At 64.1% G+C, this 19,212-nt stretch carries 17 protein-coding genes and 1 tRNA gene; 12 read left to right on the forward strand and 6 right to left on the reverse strand.

Features of this window, described 5'->3' with window-relative positions; translation table 11 throughout:
* Positions 1 to 14: 14 nt before the first annotated feature.
* A complete protein-coding gene (locus RFN30_RS07395) occupies positions 15 to 1,436 on the forward strand; it encodes an MFS transporter (protein ID WP_320261443.1) in 1,422 nt (473 codons plus the stop codon).
* Positions 1,437 to 1,598: 162 nt separating this feature from the next.
* Here the strand turns inward: RFN30_RS07395 and RFN30_RS07400 are convergent, their stop codons facing one another.
* Together RFN30_RS07400 and RFN30_RS07405 are read right to left on the reverse strand one after the other, a co-directional pair.
* Positions 1,599 to 2,294, reverse strand: a complete 696-nt coding sequence (locus RFN30_RS07400) for an RlmE family RNA methyltransferase (protein WP_320261444.1) — start codon at positions 2,292 to 2,294, stop codon at positions 1,599 to 1,601.
* A 56-nt stretch (positions 2,295 to 2,350) separates the two neighbouring features.
* Positions 2,351 to 3,691 (reverse strand): Ppx/GppA phosphatase family protein, encoded by a 1,341-nt coding sequence (locus RFN30_RS07405; protein WP_320261445.1) that lies wholly within the window; start codon positions 3,689 to 3,691, stop codon positions 2,351 to 2,353.
* Between the two features lie 250 nt (positions 3,692 to 3,941).
* On the opposite strand from RFN30_RS07405, the gene RFN30_RS07410 reads away from it, so the two are divergent.
* The 4 genes from RFN30_RS07410 (at position 3,942) to RFN30_RS07425 (ending at position 6,625) form a co-directional block, all read left to right on the forward strand.
* Positions 3,942 to 4,874: a lysylphosphatidylglycerol synthase transmembrane domain-containing protein gene (locus RFN30_RS07410; protein WP_320261446.1), complete on the forward strand. Its 933-nt coding sequence runs from the start codon at positions 3,942 to 3,944 to the stop codon at positions 4,872 to 4,874.
* A 144-nt stretch (positions 4,875 to 5,018) separates the two neighbouring features.
* A tRNA-Gln gene (locus RFN30_RS07415) sits at positions 5,019 to 5,092 on the forward strand.
* Between the two features lie 533 nt (positions 5,093 to 5,625).
* Positions 5,626 to 5,859, forward strand: coding sequence for a hypothetical protein (locus RFN30_RS07420; RefSeq protein WP_320261447.1), 234 nt, complete (start codon positions 5,626 to 5,628; stop codon positions 5,857 to 5,859).
* A gap of 250 nt (positions 5,860 to 6,109) precedes the next feature.
* On the forward strand, positions 6,110 to 6,625 hold the full coding sequence (locus tag RFN30_RS07425; protein ID WP_320261448.1) for a hypothetical protein: 516 nt from the start codon (positions 6,110 to 6,112) through the stop codon (positions 6,623 to 6,625).
* A gap of 119 nt (positions 6,626 to 6,744) precedes the next feature.
* Here the strand turns inward: RFN30_RS07425 and RFN30_RS07430 are convergent, their stop codons facing one another.
* Both RFN30_RS07430 and RFN30_RS07435 read right to left on the reverse strand, forming a co-directional pair.
* Positions 6,745 to 8,178, reverse strand: coding sequence for an aldehyde dehydrogenase family protein (locus tag RFN30_RS07430; RefSeq protein WP_320261449.1), 1,434 nt, complete (start codon positions 8,176 to 8,178; stop codon positions 6,745 to 6,747).
* 372 nt (positions 8,179 to 8,550) lie between these two features.
* On the reverse strand, positions 8,551 to 9,018 hold the full coding sequence (locus tag RFN30_RS07435) for a GNAT family N-acetyltransferase (protein WP_320261450.1): 468 nt from the start codon (positions 9,016 to 9,018) through the stop codon (positions 8,551 to 8,553).
* A gap of 362 nt (positions 9,019 to 9,380) precedes the next feature.
* On the opposite strand from RFN30_RS07435, the gene RFN30_RS07440 reads away from it, so the two are divergent.
* Positions 9,381 to 10,433, forward strand: coding sequence for a YeiH family protein (locus RFN30_RS07440; protein WP_430698762.1), 1,053 nt, complete (start codon positions 9,381 to 9,383; stop codon positions 10,431 to 10,433).
* Here the strand turns inward: RFN30_RS07440 and msrC are convergent.
* Positions 10,430 to 10,927, reverse strand: a complete 498-nt coding sequence (gene msrC, locus RFN30_RS07445; protein WP_320261451.1) for a free L-methionine (R)-S-oxide reductase MsrC — start codon at positions 10,925 to 10,927, stop codon at positions 10,430 to 10,432. The two genes, RFN30_RS07440 and msrC, sit on opposite strands and share 4 nt — an antisense overlap.
* On the opposite strand from msrC, the gene RFN30_RS07450 reads away from it, so the two are divergent.
* From RFN30_RS07450 to RFN30_RS07475, 6 genes are all read left to right on the forward strand, one after another.
* A complete protein-coding gene (locus RFN30_RS07450) occupies positions 10,902 to 11,447 on the forward strand; it encodes an NUDIX hydrolase (RefSeq protein ID WP_320261556.1) in 546 nt (181 codons plus the stop codon). The genes msrC and RFN30_RS07450 overlap by 26 nt on opposite strands.
* A complete protein-coding gene (locus RFN30_RS07455; RefSeq protein WP_320261452.1) occupies positions 11,444 to 12,412 on the forward strand; it encodes a GlxA family transcriptional regulator in 969 nt (322 codons plus the stop codon). The genes RFN30_RS07450 and RFN30_RS07455 overlap by 4 nt, the downstream gene beginning before the upstream one ends.
* A gap of 304 nt (positions 12,413 to 12,716) precedes the next feature.
* Complete coding sequence (locus RFN30_RS07460; protein WP_320261453.1) at positions 12,717 to 14,015, forward strand: M24 family metallopeptidase; 1,299 nt, start codon at positions 12,717 to 12,719, stop codon at positions 14,013 to 14,015.
* 27 nt (positions 14,016 to 14,042) lie between these two features.
* Complete coding sequence (locus RFN30_RS07465; protein ID WP_320261454.1) at positions 14,043 to 14,720, forward strand: isochorismatase family protein; 678 nt, start codon at positions 14,043 to 14,045, stop codon at positions 14,718 to 14,720.
* A gap of 5 nt (positions 14,721 to 14,725) precedes the next feature.
* A complete protein-coding gene (locus RFN30_RS07470; protein WP_320261455.1) occupies positions 14,726 to 15,733 on the forward strand; it encodes an alpha/beta hydrolase in 1,008 nt (335 codons plus the stop codon).
* Between the two features lie 455 nt (positions 15,734 to 16,188).
* Positions 16,189 to 17,829 carry an ABC transporter substrate-binding protein gene (locus RFN30_RS07475; protein ID WP_320261456.1) on the forward strand — a complete coding sequence of 547 codons (1,641 nt, stop codon included), beginning with the start codon at positions 16,189 to 16,191 and terminating at the stop codon, positions 17,827 to 17,829.
* 72 nt (positions 17,830 to 17,901) lie between these two features.
* Here RFN30_RS07475 and RFN30_RS07480 read toward each other — a convergent pair whose 3' ends face one another.
* Entirely contained in the window at positions 17,902 to 18,978 is a 1,077-nt protein-coding gene (locus RFN30_RS07480; RefSeq protein WP_320261457.1) for a LacI family DNA-binding transcriptional regulator, read from the reverse strand.
* Positions 18,979 to 19,212 lie beyond the last annotated feature (234 nt).

A 19,212-nucleotide genomic window follows, 5' to 3' on the forward strand; every position in this document is an offset into this window, starting at 1 on the left:
ATCAGGGCGTTCCCTTGAACCGCATCATCCCGCTCATCCTGGCGGTCGCTCTTTTCATGGAGAATATGGATTCGACCGTGATCGCGACCTCGCTGCCGGCGATCGCCGTCGACATCCACACCAGCCCGATCGCGCTGAAGCTGGCGCTGACGGCCTATCTGGTGTCGCTGGCGATCTTCATTCCGATCAGCGGCTGGATGGCGGACCGGTTCGGCGCCAAGACCGTATTTCGCGCCGCGATCGCCGTCTTCATCGCCGGCTCGGTCGCCTGCGCTTTTGCCAACTCGCTGCCCGCCTTTGTGGTGTCGCGCTTCCTGCAAGGCATTGGCGGCGCCATGATGACGCCGGTCGGGCGCCTGGTGCTGGTGCGCGCCACGCCGAAGAACGAGCTTGTCGCGGCGATGTCCTGGCTGACGGTGCCGGCGCTGGTCGGGCCGCTGGTCGGTCCGCCGATCGGCGGCTTCATCACCACCTATCTCACCTGGCACTGGATTTTTCTCATCAACGTCCCGATCGGACTCGTCGGCATCTGGCTCGCGACACGCCATCTGCCGGAGACCGAGCCGACCGAAACACCGCCGCTCGACTTCCCCGGCTTCGTGCTGAGTGGGCTGGCGGCTTCCGGCATCGTCTTCGGCCTTTCCGTCGTCAGCCTGCCCGCGCTGCCGCCGATCGCCGGCTTCATCACGGTTGCCGTCGGCCTGGTTTCGGGCGCGCTTTACCTCCTGCACGCGCGGCGCGCCAAAAATCCGCTGCTGGCGCTGGAGCTATTCCGCAACCAGGTGTTCCGTTCCTCCGTGCTCGGCGGCTCGCTGTTTCGCATCGGCATCGGCGCGGTGCCGTTCCTCTTGCCGCTTATGTTCCAGATCGGCTTCGGGCTGACACCGTTCCAGTCCGGCATGATCACCTTCGTCTCGGCGATCGGCGCCATCGGCATGAAGTTCGTGACCGCGTTGCTCTTCCGGCTCGCCGGGTTTCGTCGGGTGCTGATTTGGGGTTCGCTGATCGCCGCCGGCTCGATCGCCATCTATGGCCTCTTCACCCCCGAAACACCCTATGCGCTGATGCTTGCGATCCTGCTGGTCGGCGGCTTCATCCGTTCGATGTTCTTCACCGGCGTCAACGCGTTGTCCTATGCCGAGATCTCCGCCGCCGACACCAGCAAGGCGACGCCGATCACCGCCGTCTTCCAGCAGCTTTCGATCGCGCTCGGCGTGGCGCTGGCCGGCGGAATCCTGGAAGTGTCGACCTCGATCCATGGCGGGCCGCTGACGCTCGGCGACTTCCACATCGCCTTCTTCATCGTCGCTGCCGTCTCAGCGGCGGCGTCGCTGACCTTCATGCGGCTCGCGCCCGATGCCGGCAACGCGGTGTCGGGACATGGCAAATTGACGACACCGAAAACGCTCGAGGCAGTGGGCACGGCGGGGAAGTAGGCGCGGCCTCTCCTTCTCCCCTTGCTGGAGAAGGTGGATCGGCGCGCAGCGCCGAGACGGATGAGGGGTGTTCCAGCGGAGTGAGACGTTGGCGTTCCCTGGAACACCCCTCATCCGGCCGCTTCGCGGCCACCTTCTCCCACAAGGGGAGAAGGTTAGGCGCTATCCCTTGAACTCCTTCGCCAGCAGGTAAAGCTCCACCGATTCATCGCGCGAGGCCGGCGGCTTCACATGGTGGACCGAGCGGAAATTCTGCTTCAGCCGCGACAAGAGCTCATTCTCGGCGCCGCCCTGAAAGGTCTTGGCGAGGAAATGCCCGCCGGGCTTCAAAACCTGCAGCGCGAAATCGGCCGCCACCTCGCACAGATGCATGGTGCGCAGATGGTCGGTGCGGCGGTGCCCGGTGGTGGGGGCCGCCATGTCCGACAGCACGACGTCGGGCTGGCCGCCGAGCGCCTCGGACAGTTTTTGCGGCGCTTCAGGATCGAGGAAATCCATCTGCAGGATGACCGCCCCCGGCACCGCGTCCATCTCGAGATAGTCGATGCCGACGACATGCGGGTTCTCGGCCGAAGATTTCGTGCGCGCCGCCGCCACCTGGCACCAGCCGCCGGGAGCGGCACCGAGGTCGATCACCTTCATGCCGGGCCTGAGCAGATGGTGCTTGTCGTCGATCTCGGTCAGCTTGTAGGCGGCACGGGAACGGTATCCGTCAGCCTTGGAGCGCTGCACATAGGGATCGTTCATGTGGCGCTCGAGCCAGCGGCGCGAGGATTCCTTCAGGCCGCTCTTCTTCTTGATCCTGGTTTTCAGCACACGCATGCCGGCCGAGCCCGGCTTTTCCGGCTTCTTTGTCATCGACGTTTTCTTTCGCGCATGATCTTTTCCAAAAACCGGATTCCACTTTTTTGGGATCATGCGCGGCGCCCGTCATGACGCCAGACGCCGTCATCAGCCATCAACTCGCTCAATATGCCTTCGCGCAAGCCACGATCGGCGACGCGCAGCCGCTCGGAAGGCCAGACGCCGCGGATCGCTTCCAGGATGGCGCAGCCGGCCAACACCAGGTCGGCGCGATCGGCGCCGATGCAGGGATTGGCGACGCGCTGCTGGAAATCCCAGCCGATCAGTCTTTCCACCATGCGGTCGACGCTCTGACGGTCCATCCAGAGCCCATCGACGCGGCGGCGGTCGTAGCGCTCGAGATCGAGATGGACGCCGGCCAGCGTCGTCACCGTGCCGGAGGTGCCGAGCAGATGGAACTGAGGGCTGGCCAGCACATGCGCGAGCCGGTCGCGCCCGTCGAAGGCCTTGAGCCGCACCGCGACGTCGTCGACCATGGCGGTGAAGGTCTCGCGCGTCACCGTTCGGCCGCCAAAACGCTCGGCAAGCGAGACGACGCCCACCGGAAGCGACGTCCAGGAGACGATGTGGTTGGCGAGCCGCGGCGAGCGCTGGCCGCGCGTGAGGTCGATCAGCGCGATCTCGGACGAGCCGCCGCCGATATCGAACAGCACCACGCCGCGCGTGTCGCGCTCGACCAGCGAGCCGCAGCCGGACACCGCCAGGCGGGCCTCGGTCTGGCGGTCGATGATCTCCAGCCTCAGCCCTGCCTCACGCTCGACGCGTTCGAGGAACTCGACGCCGTTTTCGGCGGCGCGGCAGGCTTCGGTGGCGATCAGCCTTGCCTTCCTGATCTTGCGGTTGCGCAGCTTCTCGCCGCAGACCTTGAGCGCCTCGACGGCGCGATCCATGGCGGCCTGGCCGAGCCGCCCGCTGGCGGAGAGCCCCTCACCCAGCCTGACGATGCGGGAAAAGGCATCGATGACGCGGAATTGACCGTGCCGGCCGGGCACGGCGACCAGCAGCCGGCAATTGTTGGTGCCGAGATCGAGCGCGGCGAACACCGGCAGCTCCGGCTGCGGCCGCCGCGGAACGCTCGCGACCGGCGGTTGCGGCATTGCCGCCGCTGGCTGAGGCGGATGGCTGGTAGGGTTCGCGGCGGGTACCGATAGCGGTATGGCGCCGTTCTCGTCGCGCGCGAACACCTTGCGGCCGCGCCTGCGCTTGCGGCGCTTGCGCGTCTTGCCCTTCTGGTTCTCGCCTTGATTGTCGGCATGTCTTTGGTCGGCATGTCTGGCATGCGCGCCCGCATGGCGGCTGAACCGCCCTGCAGGCGGGCCCGCCGATTCCGCCGGCGATGCCCCGGACATACCCACTGCCGACGCGCCCGCGCCGGTATCGTGGTCTTCCACTGCAATTCCTTCCGGCGCCGCGCGAATCGGAAGGACGCAGCAGGCACCTAGATTTGTTTCAAGTTGTGGACAGACTAGCAGCGCGATCCGCAATCACCAAGAGTGCGCGGCCCGTTTTTTGGCGGCGTCACGCTGGGGCAATCTCTTGCCGGTTGAATAGCCGGCTTCAATCAGGCATGTCTCAAATGAAGGGTTCGAAAGGGTCCGGGCAACATCAAATCAATGAGCTTGATCGCATGACGACGACGCCATGAACTGGAGGCGCTATTTCTGGCCGATCATCGGCATAGCGGCCGTGGTGTTCTCGCTCTGGCTGCTCATCCACGAACTGCGCGGCATTTCACTCGACGACGTCTGGGCCGGCATCGTCGCCATCCCGCCGCGCGCCTGGGCGCTGGCGGCGCTGAGCTCGGTCGTCGCCTATGCCTCGCTCGCCGGCTATGACCACATCGCTTTGCTCCACATAGGCAAAAAAGTGTCGTGGCTGTTCGTGACGCTCTGTTCCTTCACGACCTACGCGCTGTCGCACAATATCGGCGGCTCGGTGCTCTCGGGCGCGGTGATCCGCTACCGCGCCTACGGCACGAGGGGCCTGACCGGCCAGGATGTCGGCATTCTGGTGGCGATCTGCTGGATCACCTTCGTCCTCTCCAGCCTGCTTGTCGGGGGGCTCGTGCTGGTGCTGGAGCCGCAGATCGTAGACCGCTTCTCCACGACCCCGCACCACGAACTGGCGACGGCCGCCGGCCTTGTCATGCTTCTCCTGGTCGCGGTCTATGTGTTCTGCAGCTGGCTGCATCTGAGGCCACTCAAAATCGGCAGCTTCCAGGTGCATTACCCGGCGCTGCCGATCGTGGCGCGGCAGTTGCTGATCGGCCCGATCGAATTGCTGGCGGCGGCAGCGATCGTCTACTTTGCCCTGCCGACGGTCGGCAATCCCGGCTATTTCGTCGTGCTCGGCGTGTTCATGGTATCCTTCTCGGTAGGGTTATTGTCGCATGCGCCGGGCGCCCTCGGTGTTTTCGAGATCGTCTTCCTGGCCGGTTTGTCGCACATGGACCCGGTCGGTGTGCTTGCCGCGCTGTTGGTCTTCCGCCTGTTCTACCTGATTGTCCCGCTGCTCATCGGGCTCGGCGTGGTGCTGTTTTTCGAGCACTCGCAATACAGCCGCGGCGAGGGTTGAGCCATCGCAAGCGCCCGGCCAAGCAAACGAGAAAAAAGGCTGCGGTTGAACTGCGGCGCGGGGTTGACTATTTTCGAGCGGCGGCTACAAGGCAGCGCTCGCGGCGCATAGCCGCCCGCTTCGCGCGTTACCGACCGCGCCTGCTGGGGAATAGGTTAACGGTAGACCAGCGGACTCTGACTCCGTTAGTCCTGGTTCGAATCCAGGTTCCCCAGCCAGAAAATTATCACGAGAATTCAGTTGCTTAGAACGTGACGCTTACCGGGATTGTGTCCGCCGGCCTCGCCCGCGCGATCATATATTAGCGAATTAACGAATCGTAGACCGCGCTGTCCTATTCTGGGACAGCGCGGACACTACCCATCGGCCGCGCAGGCGGCTCCGGCTTTCAGGCAACCCTACCCCTAGCCGGAGCCGCCACTTTGTACATACCAGTAAAGGTTGAATCAACCCTTACCAAGCACCGTTAATGGTGCACTCCGCCGATTGTTAGATTTCGAAGTATGGACCGGCCGGGCGGTATTCGTGGCGCCGGCGAAGTTGTCATCCGGTCTGTTTGCCACATTCGGCCTCGATTTGCTTCCGCCTTCCCATGGCACCGGTGAACCCGCCTGCAGGATTCGTCGCCTATATTAGCAATCAACGATATGTTAACGACTAAGGCGCAGCCTTTCCGGATCGGGAGCGAGAACCCGATCGACGATCCGGCACTTCATGTGCCGAGACGTTCGACCGATGCGGAGCAAAACGCATGAGTGTCGAAACAGCGTTGGCGCAGCTATTGCGCATGCTTCACCGCCGGGCCTTGAACTTGGCAGCCTTGCCGGACGATGAAAGAGACCCGCACTACGATCGCATCCGCCGCTCATGCTGCGGAGCAGCCGAACATATCGGCCAGAGCCCCGACAACGCAGCCATGACGGCCAACAGCATGGTCGAATTCACCCGGGCGATGGTCGGCATCATCGAGGCAAGGCGCGGCTAAAACGGCGAGCGCCGACTGGACGCTGTTGACCGTTCGCAGCGTGGCGGCCGGATTCAGCCCGCGTGCCCGGCACCTTCGCCACACAGGCGCGGCGTGCGAATGGACCTGCCTGCCGGCCGGCCTCGCCATCATCTCGTCCATAGCGCCATAACAGCAATTTCTCCCAAGACGCGGAACCACGACGCTGCGACGGTTGTGGCAGCAACGTCCAGCATCTTCTCGCCGCTCGCTTATCCATTGGAGAAAAATCATGACGAGCATGGTTTCCCAGTTTCTCACGGCTCTCGCGTCCGACGGTCCTCCAGCGGACCGAGCGAAAGACATGAACCTCTATGGGTGGCTGATTGGAAGCTGGGAGATGGACTCGCTCCACCACCTCGACGACGGCACAATCCGGAAATGGACTGGCGAATGCCATTTTGGCTGGGTGCTCGAAGGCCGCGCGATACAGGACATCTGGATCAGGCCCAAGCGCCCTGCGCACTCCACCATGTATGGCACGACTTTGCGCATCTTCGATCCTGGGATCGGTGGCTGGCACATCATCTGGAGCGATCCGCTCAACCAGGATTACTCGCGCCAGATCGGGCGAGCCGAGGGCAAGGACATTGTCCAGATCGGCGAGGACTCGCGCGGCCTGCAAACGCGATGGCGGTTCACCGAGATCGCTACCGACAGCTTCCATTGGATCGGCGAGGAAAGATCAGGCGAGAGCGACCCGTGGCAAGTGACGTATGAACATTTCGCCCGTCGGACGGGTTCGTGAGCCAACCGGCCGTGAGTCCGTCGGAGTGGCTCAAAATGACAAGGGCGCGGTCGAGACCGCGCCCTTGTCAAATCGAATACCGCCGACGTTTGGCGTCAGCTCTAACTAGCGCCTGAGGTCTACTCAGCCGCCTCGTACCCCGCGATGCCCTTGATCTCGAGGAAATCCTCCAGACCGTATTCGGCGTATTCGCGGCCGTTGCCGGACTGCTTGTAGCCGCCGAAGGGCAGGCCGGCGTCCCAGGTCGGGTAGTTGATGTAGACATTGCCGGAGCGCATGCGGGCAGCGGCCTGGCGCGCCTTCTCGATGTCGTTGGCCTGGATGTAGGAGGCGAGGCCGAAGACGGTGTCGTTGGCCTGCTCGATCGCCTGCTCGACTGTGTCGTATGGCATGATCGACAGCACCGGCCCGAAGATTTCCTCCTTCGCGATGCGCATGTCGTGCGTCACGTTGGCGAAGACGGTCGGCCGGACATAGTAGCCGCGGTTGAGCTCGGCCGGGCGGCCGGGGCCGCCGGCGACCAGGGTCGCGCCTTCTTCGATGCCGCTCTGGATCAATCCTTGAATCTTGTCGAACTGCAGCTGGCTGACCACCGGGCCGAGCTTCGAGCCGGGCGCATCGGCCGGGCCGACGGTGAATTTTTCCGCTGCAGCCTTGGCGTAGCCGGCAGCTTCGTCATGACGGTCGCGCGGCACGAACATGCGGGTCGGCGCGTTGCAGGACTGGCCGCTGTTGCCGAAGCAGCCGGCAACGCCCTTGGTGACCGCTCTTTGCAGATCGACATCGGGGAACAGGATGTTGGCCGACTTGCCGCCGAGCTCCTGGTGCACGCGCTTGACCGTATCGGCGGCGGCCTTGGCGACGAGGATGCCGGCCCGCGTCGAGCCGGTGAAGGACATCATGTCGACGTCCGGATGGCTGGCCAGCGCCTGGCCGACGGTCGGGCCGTCGCCATTGACGAGATTGAACACGCCCTTCGGCACGCCGGCTTCGTCGATGATCTCGGCGAAGATGATGGCGTCGAGCGGCGCGATTTCGGATGGCTTCAGCACCATCGTGCAGCCGGCGGCGAGAGCCGGGCCGACCTTGCAGGTGATCTGGTTGAGCGGCCAGTTCCACGGCGTGATCAGGCCGACGACGCCGATCGGCTCCTTGACGATAAGCGACGAGCCTTTGACGTAGCGGAACTGGAAAGTCTTCAGCACCTCGGCCATCTTTTCCAGATGCGCCTGGCCGACGCCAACCTGGCTGTCCAGCGCCATCTGGCGCGGCGCGCCCATCTCGCGCGAGACGGCGAGCGCAAGGTCCTTGCTGCGCTTCTTGTAGATTTCGATGACGCGGTTGAGGATATCGAGACGCTCCTCGACTTCAGTGAAGCCGAAGCTGGCGAAGGCGCGCTTGGCGGCGGCCACCGCCTTGTCGACATCGGCCTTGCTGCCCAGCGAGATCTGCGCGAAGACGTCCTCATTCGACGGGTCGATGACATCGAACTTGTTCGGCACCACAGGGTCGACCCAGGCGCCGTCGATATAGAACTGCAGATTGTGCGACATGCTTTCGCTCCCTGTGGGCCGTCGGGCTTCGATTGTGGCGAGGCGATCGTCGTATATCGTCAGAGATAACGATGCGGCAACCGCCCTGTCAAACGCAAGCCTATGTGATTAAGCCAGCGTGTTGACTTCCCGATGCATACCGCTCGAAACCGTGCAGCGGTTTCGGGAAAACGACATCCATGGAAACAAGACTTAAACCGCGTCGCCTGAATCCGTTTCAGGCGGCGCTTTAGGCTGTGTTGAGATTCAGGTCAGGCCGCGCCGAGAATGGTGGGTTCCGAGAACCGGAGCGGAGCGTACTTCAAGTACGTGAGCACCGGAAGCGCAGGAAACTGCATTCGCAGGCCGGCATCACCTGAATATCAACACAGCCTAAGGCGCCAACCTCTTGCTCATGTAGACGGTCGTCCCGTTCATGAACGGCTCTTCGCGGTCGACCGCGTAGCCGTGCTTGCGATAGAGCCGCACATTGGCTTCGAAGGCGCCGTTGGTCAGCAGCCTCAGTTCCCGACAGCCGGCTTCAACGGCCTTGCGCTCGGCGCTGTCGAGCAGCTTCCGTCCAATGCCCCTGCCCTGCGCTTCCGGCGCCACGGCGACATTCTCGATCCAGATATGATCGTCATGCGCCATGGTTTCGATCAGGCCGACGATGCGGCCGCCCTCGATGGCGAGCTCGAACTGATGCTCGTTTAGCGCCTTGTCGTAGTCGGCGCACGTGGGCAGAGGCTCGCGGCCGATCACCGGCACCCATTTGGCATAGGCCGCGTGCACGACGACCTTGATGGCGGCGGCATCCGCCGGCGTGGCCGACCGAAACTCGATGGAAGAAACGACGCTCATTCAGAAACTCCAAAATACAAAAACCCGCCGATCGTTGCGATGGGCGGGGCTGGGACGGACGAACCGGGTGACTTGCTAGCCGGCCTTTGTCGTCACGCAATCAGCTTGCCGCTCCTTCGAACGGCGGCGTCGCTGCGGATTTGCGAAAAAGCGATCATGGCGCGTGAAGCGGGACCGGGAGCCGAGACGCTGTCAAGCCAGCCGCGTCGGCACGATGGTTGCATCACCCCGTCTTGACAATTGGGTGCCCATCCCGATCGTTCGTAAAAATCGATCATTATAACTTGAATAATTCGTTGGAAAGATTGGTTCCGGAATGCCATTTCCCCGGCGAACACGCTTGGAGAATTGCATTGTCTTTCCTGCCCGCCACCGCGAATGATCTTCCAAATGGCCTGAATGCGGCCAATTCCGGAAGCAGCAGCCCTGGCCTTACCTCGATCTGGGCCGGGATCGTGCCGGGAATCGTGCTCGTGGCGATGATCACCAGCGTCGCCTATTCGGCGCGCAATCTCTCCGGCCTCACCCTGTTCAGCCCGATGATCCTCGCCGTCGTCGCCGGCATGGTCTATTCCAACGTCCTCGGCACACCCGCACACGCCAAGGCCGGCATCGCGTTTGCGCAGCGCCGGCTGCTGCGCTTCGCCATCGTGCTGCTCGGCTTCCAGCTCACGCTCGGCCAGGTGGCGGGCATCGGCCTCGGTGGCGTCGGCATTGTCGCCGCCACGCTCGGCGTCACTTTCCTCTTCACTGTCACGCTCGGCCGGCTGATCGGCGTCGACGCCAAGCTCGCGCAGTTGATCGCGGCCGGCACCTCGATCTGCGGCGCTTCGGCGATCGTGGCCACCAACATCGTCACCGATGCGCGCGACGAGGACGTCACCTACGCCGTCGCCGCGATCACGCTGTTCGGCACCGTCGCGATGCTCGGCTTCCCGCTGCTGGCGCCCTTGTTCGGCCTCGACCAGCACGCGTTCGGCCTCTGGGCAGGAGCCTCGATCCACGAGGTGGCGCAGGTGATCGGCGCCGGCTTCCAGAATGGAGCCCAGGCCGGCGAGACCGCGACCGTCGCCAAGCTGACGCGCGTTGCCATGCTGGCGCCGATGGTGATCGCGCTCGGCCTGATGGCCCGCCGCGGCAGCACCGATGCTTCCGCCGCGAAACCGCCGATGCCGTGGTTCGTCGTCGCCTTTGTCGCGGTGGTGGCGCTGAACAGCCTCGTGGCGATCCCAACGCAAATCCATTCGGCGATCGCTTTGGCCGCGCAGGTCATGCTGACCATGGGGCTCGCCGCCATGGGCCTTCAGGCCGATATTTCGCAGCTGCGATCGCGCGGCCTGCGCCCGCTGGCTCTCGCTTTCTCGGCCTTCCTGTTTATCGCGGCGTTCAGCCTGACGTTGGTGAAGTTCGTCTAGTCTTCGAAGGAACTCGCCGCCACATAGATCGCGGCGAGCTTCTCGATGCCGGCCTGGTCTTCTTTGTCGAAGCGGCCGGGCAGCGGGCTGTCGAGATCGAGCACGCCGAACACACCCTCGGCGTCGCGCAACAGCACGACCAGTTCCGAACGCGAGTCGGCATCGCAGGCGATGTGGCCGGGAAAATCATGCACGTCCTTGATCAGCATCGACATGCCGAGATCGACCGCCGTGCCGCAGACGCCCTTGCCGACTGCGATGCGCACGCAGGCCGGCTTGCCTTGGAAAGGTCCTAGCACCAGCTCTTCGTCCGACTGCAGGAAATAGAAGCCCGCCCAATTGAGGTCGGGCACCATCTGGTAGATCAGCGCGGAGGTGTTGGCGGCGTTGGCGATGGAATCGCCCTCGCCCTCCAGCAGCGCTTTCAGTTGCGTGGCCAACTCATTGTAGAAGGCCGGCTTGTTGCTCGTGTCGATGGCGGTTGCCGCAAACATCCTGGTCGTTTCTCCGTTGCAAGGGCGCTGGCGCGCCCGCTACAGTCCCGCTCTCTCTGCCACCAAAGCCGCCGTCGGGAAACAGCCTATCGTGACTTCCAGCCATGCCAAGACCTTCAGGGCCAGAACGATCCGCATCGCCGCCGCCGTGATCCGGGATGACAGCGGCAAGCTGCTTCTGGTACGCAAGCGCGGCACCAGCACCTTCATGCAGGCCGGCGGCAAGATCGAGCCGGGCGAGGCGCCTGCCACTGCTCTTGCGCGCGAATTGCGGGAGGAATTGGGCATCGTCGTCGATCCGGCCGCGGCCTCCCATCTGGGCTTGTTCTCGGCGCCCGCCGCCAACGAACCGGATGCCCGCGTCGAGGCGGAGCTTTTCGAGCTGTCGATCGCCGGCGAACCGATGCCAGCGGCCGAGATCGAGGAAATGATCTGGCTGCACCCGGAGCTGGCGCGCGGCATAGAGCTCGCGCCGCTCACCGCCGACATCGTGCTGCCACGCTACGGCCGCCAGCCATGAGCCAGGCAAAGCCATCTCCGGGCGATACTCCTCTCACCTTCGCGGTGCTGGTCTTCCCAGGCTTTCCGATGATGGCGTTCTCGTCCGTCATCGAACCGCTGCGCGCCACCAACATTCTTGCCAAACGCGACTGCTACCGCTGGATGATCGTTGGTGCCGATGAGGGCACGGTCGAGGCCTCCAACGGCGTCGTCATCCAGCCCGGTTTTTCAGCGGCGGACGCACCGAAGGCCGACCGCATTGTGGTTTGCTCCGGCGGCGATGCAGACCATGTCGTGGCCGACGAAGCGATGAACTGGATCAGAAAAAGCCTGCGCGGCGGCGCGCATATCGGGGCGGTGGCGGACGCGGCGTTCTTCCTTGCCCGCGCCGGCCTGCTCGACGGCCATGCCTGCACCTTGCACTGGACGAGCCAGGCCGCCTTCACCGAGGCCTTTCCGGAGATCGAGCTCAGGCGCGACCTCTTCGTCATCGACCGCAAGCGGTTCACCTCGGCCGGCGGCGTCGGCAGCCTCGACATGATGCTGGAGATCATCACACGCGACTACGGCGCCGAGCTCGCCGCCGGCGTCGCGGAATGGTTCGTGCACTCTCCCTTGCGCTCGAGCGTCGACCGCAAGCTGATGCCGCTGCGCCTGCGCACAGGCGTGCAGAACGAGCTGGTGCTGTCGGCCATCGCCATCATGGAGGACGCGGTCGAGGAACGGCTGGGCATGGCGGAACTCGCCGAGCGTCTGGGCGTGTCGTCGGACAAGCTCGAGCGCAATTTCCGCGCCGAGCTGGATATTTCGCCCAACGGCTATTACCGGCGGCTGCGGCTGAAGCGTGCCGCCGACCTCCTGGCGCACTCGACGCTGATGGTGCGCGATGTCGCGCTCGCTTGCGGTTTTGCCTCGATGTCGAGTTTTGCCCGGGCGTTTCGCGAAGAGCACGGGCATGCGCCGAAGGCGATGCGGCGGCATTAGCTTTTCGCCTACGTCGCGTTCCTTCGCACCCCCCTCTGTCCTGCCGGACATCTCCCCCGCAAGGGGGAGATTGGACGTCACCCCGGCTTTCGCCAACCTCCGACGTTGACAAGAGGACGAGGCGCGGAAGCTGCCGATCTCCCCCCTTGCGGGGGAGATGGCCGGCAGGCCAGAGGGGGGTGCTGTCCCGCCAGCCTCGCAGTTGGATGCAAAGCACCGTGCGGCATCCGGCACGACATCTGCGGAAATCCGCACATACTTCGTGTGACGCTTAGCTCATGTTCTCCGCAACAGGAGGGCCTCCATGAGCATCGTCGTTTTCGATCCGGACAGCACCGAGGACGTGGACTTCAAGGACCGCATGCGCCACCCGGCCGCGGCCGATCCAGCCGGCGGCATGTGGCTTTCGGACACCGAGCCGTCCTTCATCGATGCCGATGCATTGCGTAAGGGGCGGCTGGCCAAGCTTCGCGCCTGGATGCGCGAGGCAGGCTATGGCGGCGTCGTGCTGTTCGATCCCTACAACCAGCGCTACGCCACCGGCTCGCGCAACATGTTCGGCTATTTCCTGCGCAACTCGACCCGCTATTTCTTCATCCCGACAGAAGGGCCGATCGTGCTGTTCGAATACCCGCAGAGCTACCATGTCTCGATGGTGCTCGACACGATCGACGAGGCACGGCCCTCGAAGCTTGTCTGGTCATCGGTCTCCGGCCGCGACGACGAGACCGCCGGGCCGTTCGCCGACGAGATCACGGAGCTTCTGAAGAAGCATGGCGGCGGCTCGATGAAACTCGGGCTCGACCGCTGCAGCCATCTGCAGGCGCTGGCACTGGAAAAGCGCGGCTGCGAGGTGAGGGACTGCCAGGGCGAGATCCTGGCAGTGCGGGCGGTGAAGACGCCGGAGGAAGTGAAATGCCTGCAGGTCTCGATGGCGGGCGCTGAAGCCGCGGTGGCGGCCGTGCGCGAGGCGATCAAGCCCGGCGTTTCCGAAAACGAGCTCTTCGCCATCATGTATCACGAGGTGATCCGCCAAGGCGGCGAGTTCATCGAGACAAGGCTGCTCACCTCGGGACAGCGCACCAATCCGTGGTTCAACGAGGCGAGCGGCCGCAAGATCAGGCCGGGCGAGCTCGTCGCGCTCGATACCGACACGATCGGCTGCTACGGTTATTACTCCGACTTCTCGCGCACCTTCCGCTGCGGGCCGGGCAAGCCGACGCCTTACCAGAAGTCGCTCTACCTCATGGCGCATGACCAGGTGCAGCACAATATCGGGATCGTGAAGCCCGGCATGGCCTTCCGCGAGATCGCCGAGAAAGCCTGGAAGATCCCGGATCGTTTCGTCGACCAGCGCTACACCTCGGTCATGCACGGCGTCGGCATGCATGGCGAGACGCCCTTTATCGCCCATTCGATGGACTACGAGACCTATGGCCGCGACGGCATCATCGTGCCCGGCATGGTGGTCAGCGTCGAAAGCTATATCGGCGAGAAAGGCGGCCGCGAGGGCGTCAAGCTGGAGGACGAGATCCTGATCACCGAGACGGGGACGGAGCTGCTTTCGCGCTTTCCGTACGAAGACGAATTTCTTGACAAGTAGCACCTGCACACCGACAGCACATTCCGCATGAAAAATCCCATTTCCATCCGGCGCGGCACGGTTGCCGCGGTGTTCATCGATCTCCAGGAGGAGCATCGCAAGGACAAGCGCTATCTGGTCGAAGGGTTTGGCGACGTCCTCGCCAATGTTCAGCGGCTGCAGGAGGCGGCGCGGCGCAATTTCGTGCCGCTCTACCATTGGGCCTACATCGTCGACCTCGCCGAGGCGCGCCCGTTTCATCCCGTGGACGAAAGCGGCAAGTCGGCCTTCTCCGACAAGGACGACCCGCTGACGGCGATCTGCCATGAGGTGGCGCCGCGTGACGGTGAGGCAACACTGGTCAAGCAGGAAGCGAGCGCCTTCGGCAAGAACGATTTTGCCGACAGGCTCAAGGCATCGGGCACCGAATGGCTGGTGATTGCCGGCGTGTGGACCGAAGCCTGCATCGACGCCACGGTGAAGGACGCGGTGGCGCGTGGTTTTCGCGTGCTGCTGGTCAAGGACGCCTGTGGCAGCGCAAGTGCGGCGATGCACCAGACCGGTATCCTCAACCTCGCCAACCGGCTCTATGGCGGTGCCGTCACCAACACGCTCGACGCCTGCCGGTTGATGGCCGGCGACACGGTGAACGTTTGGCAGGTCGAAGGCTCTGTGCCGCTGCGCTTCACCTTCGAGAATGCGGCGCAGCTCTACGCCGAGCTCTGACGGCAGTGGCCAGCGACCCAATCGATCCGGCGAGCCACGGCAAATATGCCGATCTGCTCGATCCGGAGCTCTGGGATTACATCGACAAGGTCAATTCCCGGTATCCACCGGAGATCGTCGCGGCGCCGATCGCCGAGCAGCGTGCGGTCTACAACCGGATGTGCGTGGCGTTCCACCAGGGCCGCCCAGAAGGCGTCATCGCCAGCGACGGCCTCGTCGCGACGGCTTCGTATGCCATCCCGGTGCGGCGCTACCGCGTGGCGGACAAGGCGGCAGCGGCGACCGTTGTCTACTACCACGGGGGCGGCTTCGTGCTCGGCGATCTCGACAGCCATGACGACATCTGCGCCGAGATCTGCGCCGGCACCGGCTTCGAAGTGGTGTCAGTCGACTATCGCCTTGCGCCGGAGCATCTGCATCCCGCTTCGTTCGACGACGCTTTTGCCGTGTTCGAGTGGATCGCCGCGACCAGCACGCTGCCGATCGTGCTCTGCGGCGAAAGCGCCGGCGGCAATCTCGCCGCGGCAGTGGCGCAGGCGACGCGGCATCATGCCCGGCACGCCGTCGGCCAGGTGCTGATTTATCCCGGGCTGGGCGGCGACGAGACCGGCCGCTCCTATGTCGAGCACGCCGAAGCGCCGCTGCTTTCACTTGCCGATATCGACTTCTACCGCCGTGTTCGCTCCGCGCCCGGACAGTCGGCGGACGACCCGACCTTTTCGCCGCTCAAGGACCGCGACTTTTCAGACCTGCCGCCGACAATCATCGTCACCGCCGAATGCGATCCGCTGTCGTCGGACGGCGAGACCTATCGCGAAAAGATCCTTGCCGCCGGCGGGCGGGCCGTATGGCGCGAGGAACCGCGGCTGGTGCACAGTTTCCTCCGCGCCCGCGTAAGCGTGCCGCGTGTGGCGGATGCGTTCGCGAGGATTGTTGGCGACATTGCGAGGCTGGGCGCGAGCGATGGAGCGCTAATCTCCCCCCTCGTGGGGGTTAAGGAGCGGTCCGCGTAGCGGACGGAAAGCCAATTGCTTGGCTTTCCGAGCGACGAAAGCCGGCAGGCCAGAGGGGGGCGCGAAGGATCGCGACCTTTCGGATTCCTAACATCCAAAACTACTTGCGAACGTAGCTCCAATTAGCTGAGACGCCGGCGGGACAGCGCCCCCCTCTGCCCTGCCCGTCCTCCGCAGCAGCTGCGCTGCAGCTGCGGAGGGTGGACCGGGCATCTCCCCACAAGGGGGAGATTGGCTGTGTCCACCTTGTGCGGAACAGCGCACAAGAACTGCGGAAAAGCAAACATTTCGCTGCGGAAAGCGGACCTATCATCCGTCGGCAGGCAACGCGCCCCGGTGGTCGTCTCCGCCCCCGCGCCTGACGACAACCGGGGCGCCCGTTGGGTTTTCGTGCAGCTCGTTGCCGCCAAAAAACCGCCGCGCGGACACGTGCGCCAACAACAGAGGGAACGACGATGAAATTCATGCTGACCGACAGAAAACTGCACCCGCAGGCCAGGCCGACCGCCGACGATTTCAAGAAAGGCGCGATCAGCCGGCGCGAGTATCTGGCGCTCATGGCCGGCTTCGGCGTCAGCGCCGCCGGCTCGCTGGCGCTGGGCGGGCTTGCTCCCTCGCCTGCCCGCGCCGACGAGCCGAAAAAGGGCGGCGTGTTGCGTGTGGCGATGAACGTCAAAGGCTTCAAGGACCCACGCACCTTCGACGGCGTCGAGATGTCGAACGTTGCGCGCCACTGCAACGAATATCTGGTGCGCTGGAAAACCGACTTCACCTTCGAGCCGTGGCTGCTCGAAAGCTGGGAAACCAGCGACGACGCCAAGGTGATCACGCTTCACGTGCGCAAGGGCATCACCTGGTCGAACGGCGACACCTTCAATGCCGACGACGTGATCCACAACCTCAACCGCTGGTGCGATGCTTCGGTCGCCGGCAATTCCGTCGCAGCGCGCATGGGCGCGCTGGTCAATGCCGACACCAAGAAGCCGGTCGACGGCGGCATCCAGAAGGTCGACGACTACACCGTCAAGCTCAACCTGCCCAAACCCGACATCTCGCTGATCGCCGGCATGGCCGATTATCCGGCGCTGATCATGCACCGCTCTTATGAGGGCGACGGCGACCCGAAGAAGGCTTTGGCCATCACCACCGGCCCCTGCGAACTGGTGAGCTGGGACGCCGAGACGGGCGCGGAAGTGAAGCGCAAGGACAAGCCGTGGTGGAAGGGCGAGTTCTACCTCGACGGCATCAAATGGGTCGACTACGGCTCGGATCCCAACGCCATGCTGTCCGCCTTCGAATCCGGCGAGATCGACACCGACCATGAGACGGCCTCCGATGCGGTGTCGCAGACCGAAAAGATGGGCCTGCAGAATTCGGAGATCGCCACCGGCTCGACCATCGTGGCGCGCTTCAATGTCGGCAACGCGCCCTATGACGACGTCAAGGTGCGCCGCGCCGCCCAGCTTGCGGTTGACAATGCGGCGGTGCTGAAGCTCGGCCTCGACGGCAGAGGCAAGCCCGCCGACAACCACCATGTCGGCCCGATGCATCCGGAATTCGCCGATATCGGCCCGGCCAAGCGCGATGTCGAGGCGGCGAAGAAGCTGCTCTCCGAAGCCGGCAAGGCCGATCACGAATACGAGCTGATCTCTGTCGACGTCGAGTGGCAGAAGAGCACCGCCGACGCGATCGCGGCGCAGATCCGCGAGGCCGGCCTGAAGATCAAGCGCACCGTGCTGCCGGCTGCGACCTTCTGGAATGACTGGAGCAAGTTCCCCTACTCCTGCACCGAATGGCTCGGTCGTCCGCTCGGCGTCCAGGTGCTGGCGCTTGCCTACAAATCCGGTGCTGCTTGGAACGAAAGCGCCTATTCGAACAAGGAGTTCGACGAGCTTCTCGACAATGCGCTGGCGACGCCCGATGCCGCCCAGCGCAAGGAGATCATGGCCAAGATCGAACAGAACCTGCGCGACTCCGGCGTCATCATCCAGCCCTACTGGCGCTCGGTCTACCGCACCTATCGCAAAGGCGTGCAGGGCTGCGAGCAGCACCAGGCGCTCGAGCAGCATTTCGAAAAGGTCTGGCTGGAGTCCTGATCCGCCCGGGACTGAAACGGCCGGCGTGGCTCAACAGAGCCGCGCCGGCCGGTTTGTACCTGCTCCCATGAATCAAGATCGATCGGCCAATTGGCTCGGGCGACTGCCTACCGACATCCGTTCGATGATCGTCGTCGGCAACACAATCCTTTCGGGCGGGCGGCCGTCGCCTTTCAGGCGACGTATCAGCAGCTCCGCCACGGATTTTCCGAGCGCATAGACCGGCTGGTCGATGACGGTGATGGGCGGCGTCGTCACGCTCGTCCAGTCGGCATCGTGGAAGGTGATCAGCGATATGTCCCTGGGGATGCTGAGCCCGCATTCGCGGATCGCCTTGAACAGGTCCAGTGCCACGACGCTGTCGGAGGCGAGGATCGCCGTCGGCCTGTCGGCGCTCCGGAGCAGTTGCAGGAGCATGGCGTGTGCACTCTCCGACCGCCCGCTGCCGAAATGAATGTTGCGCTCCGCTCCCTCGATCCCGGCTTCGCGGCAGGCTTCAAGGAAGCCCAGGATGCGCTCGCGCACGGTGGAGGTGTTGATCCTCGACTCGGCTCCGCGAAAATCTCCGGACAGCACCGCGGCGGTGACATAGGCAATCCTGCGGTGCCCCACTTGCGTCAACATGCGCGTGGCGCGCAGCGCGGCATTGCGGTCATCGACGGTGACGGTGTCGACGTCGAGCTCCGGCAGTGCCCGGTCAAGCAGCGCCAGCGGACAGGCGATCTCCTTGAGATGGCCGATATCTCCGGACTGGGCGGGAGTGACGATCAGGCCGTCGACTTGCTTTGCCAAGAGAACGCGTATCGCGCTCTTCTCCGCTTCGACCTCCTCGCCGGAATTAGCGAGGATCACGTTGATGCCGGATAGGCGCGCGACATCGCTTATGCCGCGCACCGCGAGCGAGAAGAACGGGTTCTCGATATCGCCGACGACCACGCCGATGCTGCCTGAACGGCCGGTCGTCATGCTGCGCGCCAGTTCGTTCGGCCGGTAGTCGAGCGCCTTCGCGGCTTCCAGCACGGCCGTGCGGACTGGCTCGCTCACGGTGCCATAGCCGCCCAGGACGCGCGCGGCGGTTGCCTTCGAAACCTTTGCCTCGCGGGCAACGTCGCTGACGGTGATGGAAGGAACCTTGGGCGAACGCTTCATTGTGGAAAAATCGCTTTTCAAACTCGTTGACGGATGGTCGTTCTCATGCCTACAAATGTCAAGAGACCGGTCTCATTCGCAATTGAGACCGGTCTCACAAGAACAAGAACGCCCGGAGGCGTCGGATGCAGGCCGTATCGAAATTGTTCGCTGCGCTCCCCGCACGGACCGATCTTCAGAGTGGAGAACTGCCATGAACATCAGAGGTCTTTTCACATCGAGCCGGCGGCAGCG

Origin of the sequence: Mesorhizobium dulcispinae, assembly GCF_033977345.1 — a bacterium.
GTDB classification, from domain to species: Bacteria; Pseudomonadota; Alphaproteobacteria; order Rhizobiales; family Rhizobiaceae; genus Mesorhizobium; species Mesorhizobium dulcispinae.

What these genes read in the sequence shown, in the direction of transcription:
- RFN30_RS07420 (WP_320261447.1), top strand. Translation starts at nt 5,626, where the DNA reads ATGAGTGTCGAAACAGCGTTGGCGCAGCTATTGCGCATGCTTCACCGC.
- RFN30_RS07465 (WP_320261454.1), top strand. Translation starts at nt 14,043, where the DNA reads ATGAAAAATCCCATTTCCATCCGGCGCGGCACGGTTGCCGCGGTGTTC.
- RFN30_RS07455 (WP_320261452.1), top strand. Translation starts at nt 11,444, where the DNA reads ATGAGCCAGGCAAAGCCATCTCCGGGCGATACTCCTCTCACCTTCGCG.
- RFN30_RS07430 (WP_320261449.1), bottom strand. Translation starts at nt 8,178, where the DNA reads ATGTCGCACAATCTGCAGTTCTATATCGACGGCGCCTGGGTCGACCCT.
- RFN30_RS07480 (WP_320261457.1), bottom strand. Translation starts at nt 18,978, where the DNA reads ATGAAGCGTTCGCCCAAGGTTCCTTCCATCACCGTCAGCGACGTTGCC.
- RFN30_RS07425 (WP_320261448.1), top strand. Translation starts at nt 6,110, where the DNA reads ATGACGAGCATGGTTTCCCAGTTTCTCACGGCTCTCGCGTCCGACGGT.
- RFN30_RS07435 (WP_320261450.1), bottom strand. Translation starts at nt 9,018, where the DNA reads ATGAGCGTCGTTTCTTCCATCGAGTTTCGGTCGGCCACGCCGGCGGAT.
- RFN30_RS07400 (WP_320261444.1), bottom strand. Translation starts at nt 2,294, where the DNA reads ATGACAAAGAAGCCGGAAAAGCCGGGCTCGGCCGGCATGCGTGTGCTG.
- RFN30_RS07475 (WP_320261456.1), top strand. Translation starts at nt 16,189, where the DNA reads ATGAAATTCATGCTGACCGACAGAAAACTGCACCCGCAGGCCAGGCCG.
- RFN30_RS07460 (WP_320261453.1), top strand. Translation starts at nt 12,717, where the DNA reads ATGAGCATCGTCGTTTTCGATCCGGACAGCACCGAGGACGTGGACTTC.
- msrC (WP_320261451.1), bottom strand. Translation starts at nt 10,927, where the DNA reads ATGTTTGCGGCAACCGCCATCGACACGAGCAACAAGCCGGCCTTCTAC.
- RFN30_RS07410 (WP_320261446.1), top strand. Translation starts at nt 3,942, where the DNA reads ATGAACTGGAGGCGCTATTTCTGGCCGATCATCGGCATAGCGGCCGTG.